20 protein-coding genes and 1 other RNA gene are annotated in these 14,865 nt (G+C 49.1%); 5 read left to right on the top strand and 16 right to left on the bottom strand.

All coding sequences use genetic code 11. The features are described 5' to 3' along the window. Positions 1-70 precede the first annotated feature (70 nt). The 6 genes from BFP76_RS11445 to BFP76_RS11420 all read right to left on the bottom strand — a co-directional run bounded on the left by BFP76_RS11445 (position 71) and on the right by BFP76_RS11420 (position 3,843). On the bottom strand, positions 71-307 hold the full coding sequence (locus BFP76_RS11445) for a ribbon-helix-helix domain-containing protein (RefSeq protein WP_099593724.1): 237 nt from the start codon (positions 305-307) through the stop codon (positions 71-73). An 88-nt stretch (positions 308-395) separates the two neighbouring features. Beyond that, entirely contained in the window at positions 396-527 is a 132-nt protein-coding gene (locus BFP76_RS14780) for a hypothetical protein (RefSeq protein WP_276307911.1), read from the bottom strand. A gap of 215 nt (positions 528-742) precedes the next feature. Beyond that, entirely contained in the window at positions 743-2,134 is a 1,392-nt protein-coding gene (gene fumC / locus BFP76_RS11435; protein ID WP_099593720.1) for a class II fumarate hydratase, read from the bottom strand. An 88-nt stretch (positions 2,135-2,222) separates the two neighbouring features. Further along, complete coding sequence (gene arsH / locus BFP76_RS11430) at positions 2,223-2,933, bottom strand: arsenical resistance protein ArsH (RefSeq protein ID WP_099593718.1); 711 nt, start codon at positions 2,931-2,933, stop codon at positions 2,223-2,225. Positions 2,934-2,961: 28 nt separating this feature from the next. Then, positions 2,962-3,294, bottom strand: a complete 333-nt coding sequence (locus BFP76_RS11425) for an ArsR/SmtB family transcription factor (RefSeq protein WP_099593716.1) — start codon at positions 3,292-3,294, stop codon at positions 2,962-2,964. Between the two features lie 66 nt (positions 3,295-3,360). Next, positions 3,361-3,843, bottom strand: coding sequence for an SspB family protein (locus BFP76_RS11420; RefSeq protein ID WP_099593714.1), 483 nt, complete (start codon positions 3,841-3,843; stop codon positions 3,361-3,363). A gap of 157 nt (positions 3,844-4,000) precedes the next feature. On the opposite strand from BFP76_RS11420, the gene BFP76_RS11415 reads away from it, so the two are divergent. Continuing rightward, entirely contained in the window at positions 4,001-4,657 is a 657-nt protein-coding gene (locus tag BFP76_RS11415; protein WP_165775705.1) for an aquaporin, read from the top strand. Here the strand turns inward: BFP76_RS11415 and ssrA are convergent. Then, positions 4,629-4,968: a transfer-messenger RNA gene (gene ssrA, locus BFP76_RS11410) on the bottom strand. The genes BFP76_RS11415 and ssrA overlap by 29 nt on opposite strands. 161 nt (positions 4,969-5,129) lie before the next feature. On the opposite strand from ssrA, the gene thyX reads away from it, so the two are divergent. Continuing rightward, positions 5,130-6,041: an FAD-dependent thymidylate synthase gene (gene thyX / locus BFP76_RS11405; RefSeq protein ID WP_099593713.1), complete on the top strand. Its 912-nt coding sequence runs from the start codon at positions 5,130-5,132 to the stop codon at positions 6,039-6,041. 2 nt (positions 6,042-6,043) lie between these two features. Continuing rightward, positions 6,044-6,799, top strand: a complete 756-nt coding sequence (locus BFP76_RS11400) for a hypothetical protein (RefSeq protein ID WP_099593711.1) — start codon at positions 6,044-6,046, stop codon at positions 6,797-6,799. Between the two features lie 313 nt (positions 6,800-7,112). Here BFP76_RS11400 and BFP76_RS11395 read toward each other — a convergent pair whose 3' ends face one another. Next, positions 7,113-7,319, bottom strand: a complete 207-nt coding sequence (locus tag BFP76_RS11395) for a cold-shock protein (protein ID WP_099593709.1) — start codon at positions 7,317-7,319, stop codon at positions 7,113-7,115. A gap of 377 nt (positions 7,320-7,696) precedes the next feature. Here BFP76_RS11395 and BFP76_RS11390 point away from each other — a divergent pair, with 377 nt between their 5' ends. Both BFP76_RS11390 and BFP76_RS11385 read left to right on the top strand, forming a co-directional pair. Then, on the top strand, positions 7,697-8,023 hold the full coding sequence (locus BFP76_RS11390; RefSeq protein WP_099594115.1) for an arsenate reductase family protein: 327 nt from the start codon (positions 7,697-7,699) through the stop codon (positions 8,021-8,023). 50 nt (positions 8,024-8,073) lie between these two features. Continuing rightward, entirely contained in the window at positions 8,074-8,433 is a 360-nt protein-coding gene (locus tag BFP76_RS11385; protein ID WP_099593708.1) for a hypothetical protein, read from the top strand. Here BFP76_RS11385 and BFP76_RS11380 read toward each other — a convergent pair. From BFP76_RS11380 to BFP76_RS11345, 8 genes are all read right to left on the bottom strand, one after another. Next, entirely contained in the window at positions 8,430-8,966 is a 537-nt protein-coding gene (locus BFP76_RS11380; protein ID WP_099593706.1) for a DoxX family protein, read from the bottom strand. The two genes, BFP76_RS11385 and BFP76_RS11380, sit on opposite strands and share 4 nt — an antisense overlap. A gap of 9 nt (positions 8,967-8,975) precedes the next feature. After that, positions 8,976-9,737: an HvfC/BufC N-terminal domain-containing protein gene (locus BFP76_RS11375; protein WP_240514034.1), complete on the bottom strand. Its 762-nt coding sequence runs from the start codon at positions 9,735-9,737 to the stop codon at positions 8,976-8,978. Continuing rightward, a complete protein-coding gene (gene bufB, locus BFP76_RS11370; RefSeq protein ID WP_099593704.1) occupies positions 9,737-10,606 on the bottom strand; it encodes an MNIO family bufferin maturase in 870 nt (289 codons plus the stop codon). Before bufB ends, BFP76_RS11375 begins: the two co-directional genes overlap by 1 nt. Before the next feature lie 57 nt (positions 10,607-10,663). Next, positions 10,664-10,963 carry a BufA1 family periplasmic bufferin-type metallophore gene (locus tag BFP76_RS11365; protein WP_099593702.1) on the bottom strand — a complete coding sequence of 100 codons (300 nt, stop codon included), beginning with the start codon at positions 10,961-10,963 and terminating at the stop codon, positions 10,664-10,666. 197 nt (positions 10,964-11,160) lie between these two features. After that, positions 11,161-11,967 (bottom strand): ferredoxin--NADP reductase, encoded by an 807-nt coding sequence (locus BFP76_RS11360; RefSeq protein ID WP_099593700.1) that lies wholly within the window; start codon positions 11,965-11,967, stop codon positions 11,161-11,163. Between the two features lie 47 nt (positions 11,968-12,014). After that, positions 12,015-12,446, bottom strand: a complete 432-nt coding sequence (locus tag BFP76_RS11355; RefSeq protein WP_099593698.1) for a DUF934 domain-containing protein — start codon at positions 12,444-12,446, stop codon at positions 12,015-12,017. After that, complete coding sequence (locus tag BFP76_RS11350; protein WP_099593696.1) at positions 12,443-13,192, bottom strand: phosphoadenylyl-sulfate reductase; 750 nt, start codon at positions 13,190-13,192, stop codon at positions 12,443-12,445. The genes BFP76_RS11355 and BFP76_RS11350 overlap by 4 nt, the downstream gene beginning before the upstream one ends. A 4-nt stretch (positions 13,193-13,196) precedes the next feature. Further along, positions 13,197-14,864 carry a nitrite/sulfite reductase gene (locus tag BFP76_RS11345; RefSeq protein WP_099593693.1) on the bottom strand — a complete coding sequence of 556 codons (1,668 nt, stop codon included), beginning with the start codon at positions 14,862-14,864 and terminating at the stop codon, positions 13,197-13,199. Position 14,865 lies beyond the last annotated feature (1 nt).

Raw genomic sequence — 14,865 nt, 5'->3', positions numbered from 1 at the left:
CGTTTTTTTATAGTTAGTAAATAGAGACACAATTTTAAGTTTTTGCGTTCTAATTTGGGTAACAATGTGTTCAGCGGGGTGTGAGTTGATCTTGGTAATGCGCCAAAACAAATAACCGTATTGCAGAGGCTAATCCTGTTGAAACACCACGATCGGCATCTATCTCTGCGGCTAAAACATTTATCGGCAATCCACGTTGTTGTGCGATTTGTTTGAATGCACGCCAAAACGGTTCTTCAAGCGACACGCTGGTGCGGTGCCCTTTGAGTGTCAAAGAATGTTTTTGTGGTCTTGCATCATCGGCCATGGTGTTTGATTGGCGAATTGATTGCGATTTGTCTAGTCACATTGCGTTGTGCGGCCCGATCCCCCCAGATCAGACCGCACAGCGGCAATTATTCGCCTGCGAAAATGTTATTTGTGTAATCCATTTCGCGCGGTGTGCCTTCGAAAGTTGAACCAATCATTTTCAACATCGATACATCCACACGTGGTGCATTTTTTCCACCAAGTTTCAGCGGAAGCATGATCACGTTGCTACGGTTTTCGTCGTTAGAATGTGAAATATAATCCAAAGGCATAATACTAAGTTCCCAATTAAGTTTTTCGCTCAACCCCTAAATGAACAGGGAAATGTGAATTTTCAGGGCTGAATTAGGGCGATATTGTGCAAAATGGTTAAAATAATCGCGCCGACACGGGAAAAATCCGCATCGGCGCAAAAAATAGTGTTTGTTTTTGGTTACTTAGGGCCAATCATATCTTTTGGCTGGACCACACGATCAAATGTTTCGGCGTCAACAAAACCCAAATTAATCGCTTCTTCCTTCAGGGTGGTGCGGTTTTTATGGGCTGTTTTGGCCACTTTGGTCGCGTTGTCATACCCGATTTCAGGCGCCAAAGCCGTAACCAGCATTAACGATTCCCACATCAATGTGCTGATACGTTCTTCGTCTGCCTCGATCCCATCAACGCAATTGTCGGTGAATGCAACGGATGCATCGCCCAAGAGTTGCATGGATTGCAACACATTATAAGCCATCATTGGTTTATAGACGTTTAATTCAAAATGGCCTTGGCTGCCTGCGAAACCCACGGCGGCATCGTTGCCCATCACATGTGCACAAACTTGGGTCAACGCCTCGCATTGTGTTGGATTTACTTTGCCCGGCATAATTGATGAACCCGGTTCGTTTTCGGGCAACATTAATTCGCCCAGACCACAACGCGGGCCAGATCCCAGCAAACGAATGTCATTGGCGATTTTGAACAATGAACCAGCAACGGTTTTCAATGCACCTGACATTTCAACCAATGCGTCATGTGCGGCCAAGGCTTCGAATTTGTTTGGCGCGGTCACAAATGGCAAACCCGTGATTGCCGCCATGTTCGCCGCAACCTTTTCACCCCAACCAATCGGTGTGTTCAAACCCGTGCCAACAGCGGTGCCACCCTGTGCCAGAGGATAGATATTTTCCAGCGCGTGTTTGACGCGTTTGATACCCTGTTCCACCTGAAACGCATAACCGCCAAATTCCTGACCAAGGGTAAGGGGCGTTGCATCTTGGGTATGGGTGCGGCCAATTTTGATGATGTCTTTGAATGACTTTGCTTTGGCATCCAATGCCGCGTGCAATTTTTCCAAACCTGGGATCAACACATCATGCGCGGTCATGGCGATGCCGATATGCATCGCTGTTGGGAATGTGTCGTTTGATGATTGCCCCATGTTGCAATGGTCATTGGGGTGCACGGGGGTTTTTGAACCCATTTCACCGCCCAACATTTCAATCGCACGGTTTGAAATCACTTCGTTCGCATTCATGTTGGATTGCGTACCAGAACCTGTTTGCCATACAACCAATGGGAAATGATCGTCCAATTTCCCTGTAACAACCTCGTTCGCGGCGGCAATCATTGCTTCGGCCAATTCGGCGGGGATTTTGCCCAGATCGCGGTTTGCCTCGGCACAGGCCTGTTTGATCACGCCAAGTGCGCGCACGATGGCAACGGGTTGTTTTTCCCAACCGATGGGGAAATTCATCAGGCTGCGCTGTGTTTGCGCGCCCCAATATTTATGTGCAGGAACATCAAGGGGGCCAAAACTATCTGTTTCGGTGCGAATGGCGGACATGGGGATTTTCTCCGTAATTAAAAATCAAGCGATCTATAATATGGAAAATGCCAATTGCCAATTGCGCAGATTGTCTTGGCTCAATGATTTAGATCGCCTTTTGGTTCACCCGCTCCGAAAGTTCAGCGGCGGTTTCCACGCGTTCGGAATAGCGATCGACCAAATGATCCTTGATATCGCGCGTCAGGGTGGTGAATTTTACCAATTCCTCCATCACATCAACCATACGATTGTAATAGGGGCTGGGTTTCATCCGCCCATCGTCATCAAATTCTAAAAACGCTTTGGCCACCGATGATTGATTTGGGATGGTTAACAAGCGCATCCAGCGCCCAAGGATGCGCAACTGGTTCACGGTGTTAAAGCTTTGCGAACCACCGTTCACCTGCATCACCGCCAGCGTTTTGCCTTGTGTGGGGCGCACACCGCCCAAGGATAATGGGATCCAGTCGATTTGCGATTTCATAATCCCAGTCATGGCGCCGTGACGTTCGGGCGAACACCACACCATGCCCTCTGACCAAGTGACCAAATCGCGCAGCTCGGCAATTTTGGGGTGATCGGCGTCCACGCTATCGGGTTGGGGCAGGTCGGTTGGGTTAAATATGCGGGTCTCTGCGCCCAATTTGCGCAAAACGCGTGCGGCTTCTTCCGTCATCAGGCGGCTGAATGATCGTTCGCGCAGTGATCCATATAGCAACAGGATGCGCGGCGCATGTGTGGCGCGATCGGTTGGGAACAGTGCGTCTCGGTCGCTGGTGCGAAAACTATCATCATTTATATTTGGCGGGTTATCCAAGGTAATAATCTTTCAATTCGCCGCGGCGTTAACATTTGCACGCGACTTGTTCCAAAAACGGTTTGCATTCATCAACATTGCCACCACAGCAATCTTTCAACATGAACCCAATCAAATCGGCCATCGCGGGCATATCGGCAAAATAGCGAATGCCGCGCCCCTCACGAGTTTTGCGAATGAGCCCAGCATTGAGCATCACCAACAGGTTGGCCGACATGGTGTTTTGGCGCACATCCAGTTTTTCGCCAATCTCACCGGCGAGCAATCCTGTTTTCCCCGCCTGTACCAACAGGCGAAAAACGTCCAAGCGTGTGGGCTGGCTTAATGCGGCAAAGGCTGTGGTTGCATGTAATGTATCCATACATCATGAATTATTGATATATTAAACACATGTCAATACCAATGAAAAAATTCAACATGACGGGGGTTATTTTCGGAAACTATCCAATGAAACCACCTCGGCATCGCCGCGTGGTTTTTCGTCGATCTGATCCAATTCTGTATCAATATCGATCATCGGGCTTTCGATGTCATCATCATCCATCAGGGGTTCAATATCCGCATGTTCAAACCGCAGTCCAAATTCAACCGACGGGTCCACGAATGTTTTGATCGCGTCAAATGGAATGATCAGCGGTTCCGGGCTATCGCCAAAATTAAGCGTGATGGTGAAATAATCGTCAAACACGTTCAAATCTTCGAACCAATGTTGCACAACCACGGTCATGTCATCTGGATACCTCTCGCGCAGCCAATCCGCGATTTTCACATCTTCATGCGTGGTATCAAAGGTGATGAAAAAATGATGCTCGCCCGGCAATCCATTTGCCGAAATATCGCGCAACAATTCTGCCAGCAAACCGCGCATGGCATTATGCATCAAATGTCCGTAGTTAATCGTGTCGTTCATGAAATTCGTCCCAAGTTTGCACATAGCATAGCAAAGTGAGAAACAGAGGGAAGTGCGAAAATGAAAAACCCACAGATTGAATTAGAATGCCAAACCCTTGAAAATCAAGACTTCACGATTATGTGAACGAGTACATTTTGTTAAGGGGAGAGAGACTATGAAAAAGGCAATCGCCGAATTTATCGGCACATTCACACTTGTATTCATCGCTTGTGGCGCTGCCATTTTCGCGGGATCGGTTATTGGCTGGGCAGGGGTGTCATTTGCATTCGGTCTGGCGCTGATCGGCATGGCTTATGGCATTGGGCCGATATCGGGCTGTCATATTAACCCTGCGGTATCGCTGGGCGTATTTATGGCGGGGCGCATGACCATGCCTGAAATGTTGCAATATTGGGCAGCACAGATTGGGGGCGCAATTGTGGCCACACTGGCGCTATCAATTATTGCAAATGGTGGCACTGATGGCAATTTCGCGGGCAATCACGTCATGGATGGTTACACGATCTTTGGCGGGTTGTTATTCGAAATTATCGCAACATTCTTGTTCCTTGTGGTGATTTTGGGTGCAACACAGGTTGGTGCACCAGCGCAAATCGCAGGGCTGGCCATTGGCTTGATGCTGGTTGCGATCCACTTGATCGGCATTCCAATTACCAACACATCAGTGAACCCAGCGCGTTCAATCGGACCGGCATTATTCCAAGGCGGCGCGGCGCTAACACAGCTTTGGATATTTATCATCGGTCCAATGATTGGCGCGGCTGCGGCGGGTATGCTGTTTAAATCGGGAATGTTGGAAGCGGACAAATAAATCCAAATAAATCCCTAAGTTTTCCAATATTTGGAACTGCTTACGCAGCTACAGCCATCGGTGCTTTGTTGTCATTTGCAACTAGCTTAAGTGGGTCGATAACAGCGACACCGCACCGGGCAAAAGCAAACATCTTTAGACGTCCGTCGATCCTATTTCGACCCCATGCCAACCGCCAAATGAACGGTATATTTGGTGGAGTCGCCGGGTACCGCCCCCGGGTCCGATCCGCTTATTACATGCGCGTTTATTACCATAGTTCCCGAAGGAACATCGCCAATATACGCCCAATCAGCGTGGATTTAAAGGGGTGATCACAGCCCATTGATACAAAATCCTCTAACACCCGCAGAAAATTCGAAAAACAGCGCCAATTTGGACAATATAGTGGTTCACGATTTGCAATCTTCAAGATATAGTGATGATTGAATCATAAAAAAGACCATAAAACATCGCGAAATTGGGGATAGCAATGCCATTAACCGCCGAACAAGCTGCAGAAATCGAAGAACAACGCGCCCAAACGGGCACCACGCGCCGCGCCATCAGCGAAGGCATGGAAGAACATCTTTATAAGGCGCACGAGGTTCTGGATCACGGGCTGATCCGCGTCATTGATTACATGGGCAACGATAGCGCGATCACACAGGCCGCGCGCGTGTCATACGGCAAAGGCACCAAGGCCGTTTCCAATGACGAGGGTTTGATCCGCTATCTGATGCGCCACTGGCATTCCACACCGTTTGAAATGTGCGAGGTGAAATTCCACGTCAAACTCCCCGTATTTGTTGCGCGGCAATGGATCCGCCACCGCACCGCAAACGTGAATGAATATTCCGCACGGTATTCCATTTTGGATCGCGAATTTTACATCCCAAAACCCGAACATCTGGCCGCACAATCCGTGATTAATAACCAAGGGCGGGGCGAAGCGTTGACAGGCGCCGAGGCCGAAGCGGTGCTGAAATACTTGCGCGATGATAGCGACAAAGCATATGATCATTACGAAGAAATGATGGCCGAAGGTGATGATGATAAACAGGGTTTGGCACGCGAACTTGCCCGCATGAACCTGCCCGCCAATGTCTATACCCAATGGTATTGGAAGGTTGATTTGCACAATCTGTTCCATTTCCTACGCCTGCGTGCAGACAGCCACGCCCAATACGAAATCCGCGTCTATGCGGAAAAAATGTGCGAGATTGTGAAAGACTGGGTGCCAGCAGCCTACAGCGCTTTTGAGGATTACCGCATGGGTGGCGCGAATATTTCAGAAAAAGGTCTCGATTGCATCCGCCGCCGCTTGGCTGGTGAAGACGTCACGCAAGAGAACAGCGGCATGAGCAAAGGTGAGTGGCGCGAGTTTGAGGGGATGTTGGGGTAGGGATGCAAGGTCAAGCCGATCAAACAAAGATTTGTAAGGTTTGTGCTGCCGAAATGCCTGCGGGTGCGAACTTCTGCATTACTTGTAAAAATTGGCAAGACTGGCGCCGACATATCAGCATCGGCCAAAGCTCATTGGCGTTATTAGTTGCACTTTTTGCGGTCCTGACCCCATTGGTCCAATTTATCTTTTCGGAGGCTTCGGAAAGTCGAGCGCGCAAATTACAGAAGCTAAAATTTGCTATTTCAAATATTTCCCATAACGACGTTGAGGCAATAATTTCGAATCCAACCGACATGTCTATGGTTGTTCGAGAGATTCAATGTAAAATCAACGCCCCAATTGATCCTAAATATTATTTTGAAGAAGACGGATACGGATATGTGCGTTGGCCAACAGCGGATGAAGTATTAGGACCGGTTTCGATCTCATATACTTTAGCTGAGCCCACATTTGTGCAATCGAAAAGCCAAGCCTATGCTACATTCCAGCAAGAGCACATAACACCAGTACTTATCGAGGGAAGACGACTAGTATCTGGAAAAAGTTTTGTGTTGAAAGGTGAACAAATAAGTTTTTGTGTATTGACTGCTCTCGATGAGAATAATTCTGATATTGGCGTAATTGTTGAACTTAGCCCGATAGACATAGCAGGATTTGATCTACTTCGCTTGGTTGAAGATGGTGACTATAGCGAACAACAAATGGGGCTAAAGGCTGATCACTTGTCAACAATTGAAACGGTTCGCGGGAAGTAACATTCAATCTCGCGTTTTGAATGAGACAATCCAGCAGCTATTTAAAAAAATTCTCAAATGAGCAAACACCAGCGCCAGAACCTCGGGTGGGTGCGAATGCGCCCTCCCATGGGGGAGGTTCGGGCGCGGGCGGCTTGCGCCGCCCTTGGTGATTGCCGCAATCCTTCGTCCTTAAACGACCCAAAAATCCGTCCGCCACATGTCCCCCATGTGTCCGACGGATGTCCCACGCTTGTCCCACAGGCCAAATATCTGAAATTAAACAAAAAAACGGCGCCCGAAGGGGCGCCGCCTTTAATTAATTAACGAATGATTAAACCAATGCGATATTGACCGCGTTCTGTTTGCCATTGCGACCTTCTTCAAGGTCATAAGTGACTTTCTGATCGTCGTTCAAACCTTGCAGGCCGGCCGCCTGAACAGCGGTGATATGTACGAATACATCATTGCCGCCATCTTCGGGTGCAATGAAACCATAACCTTTGGTTTGGTTGAACCATTTTACGGTGCCGTTAGCCATTTCCGTAGTCTCCTAAAATATGCCCCGACATTATGCCAAGGCTTGACATGTGTAGCTTAGTCTATCTCGGTCTATGCTACTTGTAGAAGTCATCGGATCGGCGAATAGTAAACTCACACCATCACGTTGTGGGCATTCCGATTCAAAGTCAAGTAAACTGTAACGGGGGGCGGCAACGCGAACGGGGCCGTGCGTTGCCGCCGATCTGGTGGGTGCAAACGGGGAGAGAAGGCCACCAAGATACAGTGATTTAACCCTATAAAATAAGGGGTTTGGTGAATGTGACGATAATCACGGATTGGCGGTTTTTCTATGTGCGGATTTATGCCAACATGGATGGGGATAAAATTTAAGTGAATGGGATACGTGAAATGGCACTGACACTCTATGGTTTGAAAAACTGCGATACCTGTCGCAAGGCGTTAAAGGTTTGTCGTGCATTTGACGACGAAACCACCTTTGTCGATGTGCGCGCCGATGGCATCAGCCGAACCGTACTGGAACGGTTTCACGGCGCATTTGGCGCGGCATTGGTAAACACCCGTTCCACCACATGGCGGGGTATGGATGACGCGGAGCGTGCGCGTGATCCGATTGATCTGTTGGTCGCACACCCCGCATTGATGAAACGCCCCGTGATTGATCATGATGGGGCATTAACCCTTGGTTGGGGTGGCGATGTGGCGGCGAAATTCACCGCTTGAAAACACGCAGGATTGCCCCCACATTGATGGGGTAAGATAAGGAAGATTTCATGCGCAGAACAGCACTGATTTTGGGGATTATTTCCGGCATTTGGGGAATGATCGTTGGCTTTTTCGGATATGGTTATACCGAATTTATCAACTGGTTTGGTGAAATCCCAGATATCGCGGAACAGGTTGATAACGTTAACAAAACACGGTTTTTGGCACTGGTCGCACCGATCCTTGCGCTGGTTGGTGGCGGTATGGCCATGAGCCTGCCATTGGTGGCAGGCGCGTTGTTAATATTATCCGCTGGCGGGATGTATCTTGGCTTTGAATTTGGTGCCTTCACCATGTTCCCCATCACGCTATGTTTGGTGGCGGGGATCTTGGCGCTCACCGCGGGTCTTTTGAAAAAAGAGGATTAGGGCGTTTTGCAAAAACGATCCAATGAAATTGGCCCCGCACCTTTGATCAAAAGGGTTGCGAATAACAGATACCAAAACAGGCGCTGATCGGCGATCAATTCACCCGATTGGTTGTTAAACCAGCCACCAAATTTCGCACCATGCCCTGTGACATCAACCAATGTTTGCACAGCAACAAACCCCATCATGCCAAGTGCTGCCAGACGCGTGAACAGGCCAAGCACGATGAATAACGGCAGGATCAATTCCGCCCAAGTGCCCGCAATCGCGATCAGTTTGTAGATAAACCCAAGCTGGCTTGGATCGTAACCAACAGCCTCCATCGCCTTGGGGAAAATTTGCACATATCCGTTTGGATCAAGCGCAAACAATCCGCCAAACCCATCACCCAGTTTTGTCGCCGCGGATTTCCAGAAATACATCAAAAGCGTTGCGGCAAAGATGAAACGGGCAAATGTTGGCAAAAACCATCCGCCTAAAGCGGCCGAAATACGTGCAAAAATGCGATCGTGTAGCTGTAAAATCCAAGTCATGTTGTTCCCCTAAGTCGTTATTTTATTGATGATACTTGTTGAAAGCATCAGCGTTATCGCATTTGATAAATCAAATTCGTTATCTATTTGTTGCGCCGCATCATATGCGGATTCAAGCGTTTCACCGCGTTGTAAGTGTTCCAAAAAATGGGCGATGCTGTGGCTGATCAGCGTTGCATCAACGTCAAATTCAGGGCGAAAGATCAAAACGATTTCACCGCGCGATTTCACCGGGTGTGCATTGTCGATCATGTTGTGATGCCAGATGCTCTGAATTGGATGATCGGATGGGATAATTTGCGCCGCGGGTACCAGATCAAATCGGGATTGCAACAACGCATCCTCGGGCAAATCCACCAGCGTTTGTGGATCGAAACCTTGCGCATCTGCTGCGTGATATGATTGTCGCCGCGCCAATTCCAACCGCGCCACATCGGGCAAATAGGCTAGATGCGCCACAGGTTCAAATGTGGTCAAAAACGCGGGAAAACCAGTGCCGTAAAACATCAGCATCGGATTTTGCGGGGGAAATTTGCGCACATAAAAACCCGCCATCGCATTGAAAAAATCGGTGCCAACCAATTTGTGGACAACGGGAAATGCGGTTTGCATCGCATCAATCAGGCTGGTCACGACATTGTTGCGATAAACGTCAAATCGTTTTCCTGCGGGGCGCCCGTTTGGATCGATCAATCCTGATGGCGTGGGCAGTTCAGGGTTCAAAACCGCTTCGCTAAATTTTGGTTGGCTCACCAGCAAAGGATAGGACATTACGCCACCTTTGACACAGCATTTACCAGCAATGCATCGGCCTGTGCCGCCTCTGACGCGAGTACATCCCAAGAAGGAATATCATTATCCCATTCGATCAAGGTCGGGCGCGGGCCAGAACGTGCAAGTGTATATTCATAAAGCGCCCAAACCGGATCGACGACGGCGCGTGAATGGCTGTCGATTAACAAAGTTTCACCGTGATCATCGGCGTCTTCTTCGTGTCCACCCAAATGGATTTCCCCAACATGTTCAAGAGGGTAGGCGTCGATGTAACCCTGCGGCGAATAGTGTTGGTTTGTGGCGGAAACAAACACATTATTCACATCCAACAACAAACCACAGCCCGTGCGTTTGGCAACCGCTGACAGGAATTCAATTTCTGACATATCGCTTTCGGCAAAGGCGACATAGGTGCTGGGATTTTCCAATAACATTTGGCGCCCGACGGTGACTTGTACCTGATTGATATGATCCACAACGCGATCGACCACGCCCTGTGTGTAGGGCACGGGCAAAAGGTCGTTCAAAAAATGTGTGTCATGCGTGGACCAAGCCAGATGTTCCGAAAATAGGGCAGGGTTGAGCCAATCGACCAGATGTTTCAATCGCGCAAGGTGATCAGCATCAAGCGGACCCTCAGCACCGATAGATAGGCCAACACCGTGACAGGAAATTGGGTAAATCTCCGCCAGATGTTTCAGCTGTGCAATCGGGCGCCCACCATCGCCCATGTAATTTTCGGCGTGGATTTCCAGCCATGAAATGGCTGAGGTGTCTTTTAAAATGTCGTTTAAATGTTGTGCTTTGTAACCAACGCCCGCGCGATTTGGCATGGTATTTGGTGCGGATTTTGATTGATCCAACATTTTAGAAAACTCCCCTTGATCGTGTTTGGGGGCAGCATTGCCGCCCCCAAAAATGGCTTAGGATGGGATGTCGCGTTCCAATGGTTCCAATGAACCTTTGCGTGCCATGCCATCATCCGCTGCCGGCAATTCCATTGTTGTGCATGAACCTTCTGCAACCAGTTTCCAAGCGTTACCTTGGTAATCAACGGTTGATGTGCCAGCGCATGATGTGCCTGGACCCGCCGCACAACCGTTTTCACCGGCCAATGCAACGCCATAACATTTTACGTTTGCAGCGTGTGCGCCACCTGCGATTGATGTTACTGCTGCTGCAACTGCTGATGCGATTGCCACCTTTTTAACTGATTTCGCCATTATATTTTCCTCTGATATAACTGTTGAACAAGTATCGCGTTTTGCGATGGAATAGTGTTAGCAAAGAAATTTCATAACGCGCCACTCACATGCCTGTTATACACGCGTGGTTTATCTGTTGTAACATTTTTGGGCATGCGCACAAAAAAGGGCAGGCAAACGCCCACCCTTGATGCAATGAATTGTTTGTTTTTGGTTTAACCGACGAATGCTTTTTCAAGCACAAATTCGGCGGGGCTACTGTTGGAACCCTCTGTAAAACCAGCATTTTCACAGATTTCTTTGATATCCATGTTCAATCCCATGGACCCACAAATCATCACCCGATCTGTTTCGGGGTTTAATGGTGGCAATCCAAGGTCTGCCGCAACCGTTCCATCCTTGAGCAAGGTGGTGATACGCCCCATTTTTGGGCTCTCTTCTTGGGTGGTTGTGGGATAATATTTCAATTTATCGCCAACAAATTCACCAATCAGTGGGTCATCTGCAAGGCTTGTAACCAAATCAGCACCGTATTTTAGCTCTGCCACTTCGCGACAGGTGTGGCACATGATGACCTCGTCATAACGTTCATAAAGGTCAGGATCGCGCATCAAAGATGCGAATGGTGCAATGCCTGTACCTGTTGCGATGAAATACATGCGTTTCGCGGGCAGCAATGCATCCAAAACCAATGTTCCCACAGGTTTGGGGCGCACGATGACCTGATCGCCAACCTGAATGTTTTGCAATTTAGATGTCAGCGGGCCGTCTTGCACCTTGATCGAATAAAATTCCAATTCTTCGTCCCATGATGGGGATGCGATGGAATAGGCGCGCAGCAATGGGCGGTCATTATCACCCATCAAACCGATCATCACAAATTCGCCAGAGCGAAAACGCAATGATTGCGGGCGTGTCACGCGGAACGAAAACAAACGATCCGTGTAATGGGTAACTTTGGTAACCGTTTGCGCATCGGGCAATACGGGCTTTGCTTTGGTAACGTTGACTTGTTCGTTCATCGGTTCAATCTCTGCAATACAAGGGAGGAATTTGTTGCGGCTTTGGCTTAGCCAGCTTTTTTCACATGGTCAAGGTAGCTATGGTCGCGCCAATCAGCGCGAAATTGCCATTGATCGGCGGGTTGGCGTTTGGCCAGATCGTCGCTGATTTCAACTTCGTCAAAACCAACACGGCGCGCCATTGCGTATTGATCGGCCAAAACATGACCGTTTGCACGCAAACGACCCGTATAACCCAACAGGCGCAAATGACGTGCGATGGAAAAACCGCGCCCGTCGGCAAAGCTTGGGAATGCGATGCGGATCATGGCGCAATCGTCAAAGAATGGCACCAAATCGGCGGGGTTAGATGTGTTTGGCACATCAATGGCGTAACCATTGGCATGTTGCCAGCGCGACAAGGCGGTATCATCCCAAGCGTGGAAACCATCCGTCCAATCGTCAGGGGCGAACCCAGAATCTGTTACAATTACGCTCATGCTTGGTCTCCTGTGCGGGTGGCACCGCCGTTAGAAAAATGAATGCCACATTCCACCTTGTCTGATCCACGCCAGCGACCCGAACGCGGGTCTTCGCCAGCAGCGACCTTGGATGTACATGTGGTTGGCGAACAGCCAATAGATGGATAGCCTTGATCCACCAGCGGATGGCGGGGCAGGCGGTTATTGATAATGTAATCTTGCAAATCTTCGCGGCGCCAATGTGCCAGCGGATTGATTTTGATACGCTTGTTTTCCTCTGCCTCGAACAGATCAAGTGCTGTGCGGGTACCTGCCTGAAACCGTTTGCGCCCTGTGATCCATGCATCAAAATCATTCAATGCATTTGACAATGGCTCGGTCTTGCGCAGGTCACAACAACTTGCCGTATCGGCCAGATGAAGCCGTGCAAATGGATCGCGTTTTTTCACCTGTGCGGCATCGGCGCGAATGGTACGCACATCGGTCAGGCCCAGTTTTTGTGCGACTTCTGTTTGATAATCCAGCGTTTCTTGAAACAACATTTGCGTGTCGATGAACAAAACGGGCGTGTCGGGATTGATGATCGAAATCATATGCAACAACACAACGCTTTCGGCCCCAAAGGATGACACCATCGCCACGCGCCCGACCATTGGATCGTTCAGCGCATGGGTCAAGATTGGAATGGCCGCGTGATGGCGATAGCTATGGTTAAGCTGTTCAACACGCTCCTCAATCGTCAATTCTGGTGCTTCAAATGGCATGGAATTATTCCGCCGCTATTTTGGTTTCAGGATAAAGCGCCGCCTTAAACGGTTCGGCGCCCAGACGTTGATATGTTTGCAAAAATGTTTCGTGCTCATCCGCGCGAATTTCAAGATAGCCATAGATCAAGCGCTCAATCGCTGGCAGCAATTCATCCGCACTAAACCCAGGGCCCGCACGTTCGCCAATGGCGGCTGTTTCTGTACCATCACCACCCAGTGTGATTTGATAGTTTTCAACGCCTGCACGATCCAGACCCAAAATCCCGATATGGCCCACATGGTGGTGACCACAGGCATTGATACAGCCAGAGATTTTGATTTTCAGCGCGCCAATTTCATGTTCCAGTTTCAATTCGTCGAAACGGGTTGCGATTTCTTGCGCGACAGGGATTGAACGCGCCGTTGCCAACGCACAGTAATCCATGCCGGGGCAGGCGATGATATCGGAAATAAGGCCGATATTTGCGGTGCCAAGGCCAACCGCCTGCAAGGTTTTGTAAACCTCATGCAGATGGGATTTATGCACATGGGGCAGGATCACGTTTTGCTCGTGGCTAATACGCAATTCATCATGGCCAAATTTTTGTGCCAAATCCGCCATCACGCGCATCTGTTCGGATGTGGCATCGCCCGGCGTGTCACCTTGTTTTTTGATCGAAATCGACACAATCGCGTATTCATCGTTTTTATGCGCGGATAGGTTGGTATCCACGAATGAACGAAACGCTGGGTCTGATGATTTTGCCGCTTCAAACGCATCAGTGGATGCGCTGATATATGGGGGTGGAGCAAATGCGGCTTCGATATCGTTAAACAATGCGTGGTTGAATTCACCAAATGCAGCGCGTTGCAGGACAAAGCGTTCTTCGACCAATTCACGGATTTTTTCGATACCGTTTTCATGCACAGTGATTTTGATCCGCGCTTTGTATTTGTTATCGCGACGCCCAAGGATGTTATACACCTGAAGGATGCTTTCCACATAGGGCAACAAATCTTCGCGGGGCAAAAATTCACGCAACACTTTGCCAATCATCGGCGTGCGGCCAAGACCACCACCAACAATCACCTCAAAACCGGGTTCGCCAGCATCATTGCGCACCATGCGCAGGCCGATATCATGGGCCTTGGTCACAGCGCGATCATTTGGTGATCCTGTGATCGCAATTTTGAATTTACGCCCCAAGAATGCAAATTCGGGATGATCAGTTGACCATTGGCGCAACAATTCGGCGGTTGGGCGCGGGTCTTCGATTTCATCGGCGGCAGCACCTGCAAAATGATCGGCGGTGACATTGCGCACACAGTTACCAGATGTTTGAATGGCGTGCATTTCCACATCGGCAAGTGCTTGCAAAATATCAGGCACTTCGTTCAATTTTGGCCAGTTATATTGGATATTCTGGCGTGTGGTGAAATGGCCGTAACCCTTGTCAAATTTATCGGCAATCATCGCAAGCTGGCGCATTTTTGCGGAATTCAGCGTGCCATAGGGGATCGCGACGCGCAGCATATAGGCGTGCAATTGCAAATAGAGACCATTCATCAAACGCAAGGGGCGGAATTCTTCTTCGGTTAGTGAACCGTCGATACGGCGTTCGACCTGTGCGCGGAATTGATCAACGCGGGTTTGAACGAAATCTTTGTCAAACTGGGAATAGCTGTACATG

Source organism: Paramylibacter kogurei (assembly GCF_002742285.1).
Lineage (GTDB): Bacteria > Pseudomonadota > Alphaproteobacteria > Rhodobacterales > Rhodobacteraceae > Amylibacter > Amylibacter kogurei.
The sequence above is the reverse complement of the archived record's forward strand: the minus strand, read 5'-3'. Positions and strand labels throughout refer to the sequence as shown.

Excerpts from the sequence above, each read along its gene's own strand:
- fumC (WP_099593720.1), bottom strand. The coding sequence starts at position 2,134 with ATGTCCGCCATTCGCACCGAAACAGATAGTTTTGGCCCCCTTGATGTT.
- BFP76_RS11350 (WP_099593696.1), bottom strand. The coding sequence starts at position 13,192 with ATGCCATTTGAAGCACCAGAATTGACGATTGAGGAGCGTGTTGAACAG.
- BFP76_RS11380 (WP_099593706.1), bottom strand. The coding sequence starts at position 8,966 with ATGACTTGGATTTTACAGCTACACGATCGCATTTTTGCACGTATTTCG.
- BFP76_RS11355 (WP_099593698.1), bottom strand. The coding sequence starts at position 12,446 with ATGAGCGTAATTGTAACAGATTCTGGGTTCGCCCCTGACGATTGGACG.
- BFP76_RS11420 (WP_099593714.1), bottom strand. The coding sequence starts at position 3,843 with ATGAACGACACGATTAACTACGGACATTTGATGCATAATGCCATGCGC.
- BFP76_RS11445 (WP_099593724.1), bottom strand. The coding sequence starts at position 307 with ATGGCCGATGATGCAAGACCACAAAAACATTCTTTGACACTCAAAGGG.
- BFP76_RS11375 (WP_240514034.1), bottom strand. The coding sequence starts at position 9,737 with ATGTCCTATCCTTTGCTGGTGAGCCAACCAAAATTTAGCGAAGCGGTT.
- BFP76_RS14780 (WP_276307911.1), bottom strand. The coding sequence starts at position 527 with ATGCTTCCGCTGAAACTTGGTGGAAAAAATGCACCACGTGTGGATGTA.
- BFP76_RS11425 (WP_099593716.1), bottom strand. The coding sequence starts at position 3,294 with ATGGATACATTACATGCAACCACAGCCTTTGCCGCATTAAGCCAGCCC.
- BFP76_RS11385 (WP_099593708.1), top strand. The coding sequence starts at position 8,074 with ATGCGCAGAACAGCACTGATTTTGGGGATTATTTCCGGCATTTGGGGA.
- BFP76_RS11365 (WP_099593702.1), bottom strand. The coding sequence starts at position 10,963 with ATGGCGAAATCAGTTAAAAAGGTGGCAATCGCATCAGCAGTTGCAGCA.
- BFP76_RS11360 (WP_099593700.1), bottom strand. The coding sequence starts at position 11,967 with ATGAACGAACAAGTCAACGTTACCAAAGCAAAGCCCGTATTGCCCGAT.
- BFP76_RS11415 (WP_165775705.1), top strand. The coding sequence starts at position 4,001 with ATGAAAAAGGCAATCGCCGAATTTATCGGCACATTCACACTTGTATTC.
- bufB (WP_099593704.1), bottom strand. The coding sequence starts at position 10,606 with ATGTTGGATCAATCAAAATCCGCACCAAATACCATGCCAAATCGCGCG.
- BFP76_RS11395 (WP_099593709.1), bottom strand. The coding sequence starts at position 7,319 with ATGGCTAACGGCACCGTAAAATGGTTCAACCAAACCAAAGGTTATGGT.
- BFP76_RS11400 (WP_099593711.1), top strand. The coding sequence starts at position 6,044 with ATGCAAGGTCAAGCCGATCAAACAAAGATTTGTAAGGTTTGTGCTGCC.
- BFP76_RS11345 (WP_099593693.1), bottom strand. The coding sequence starts at position 14,864 with ATGTACAGCTATTCCCAGTTTGACAAAGATTTCGTTCAAACCCGCGTT.
- thyX (WP_099593713.1), top strand. The coding sequence starts at position 5,130 with ATGCCATTAACCGCCGAACAAGCTGCAGAAATCGAAGAACAACGCGCC.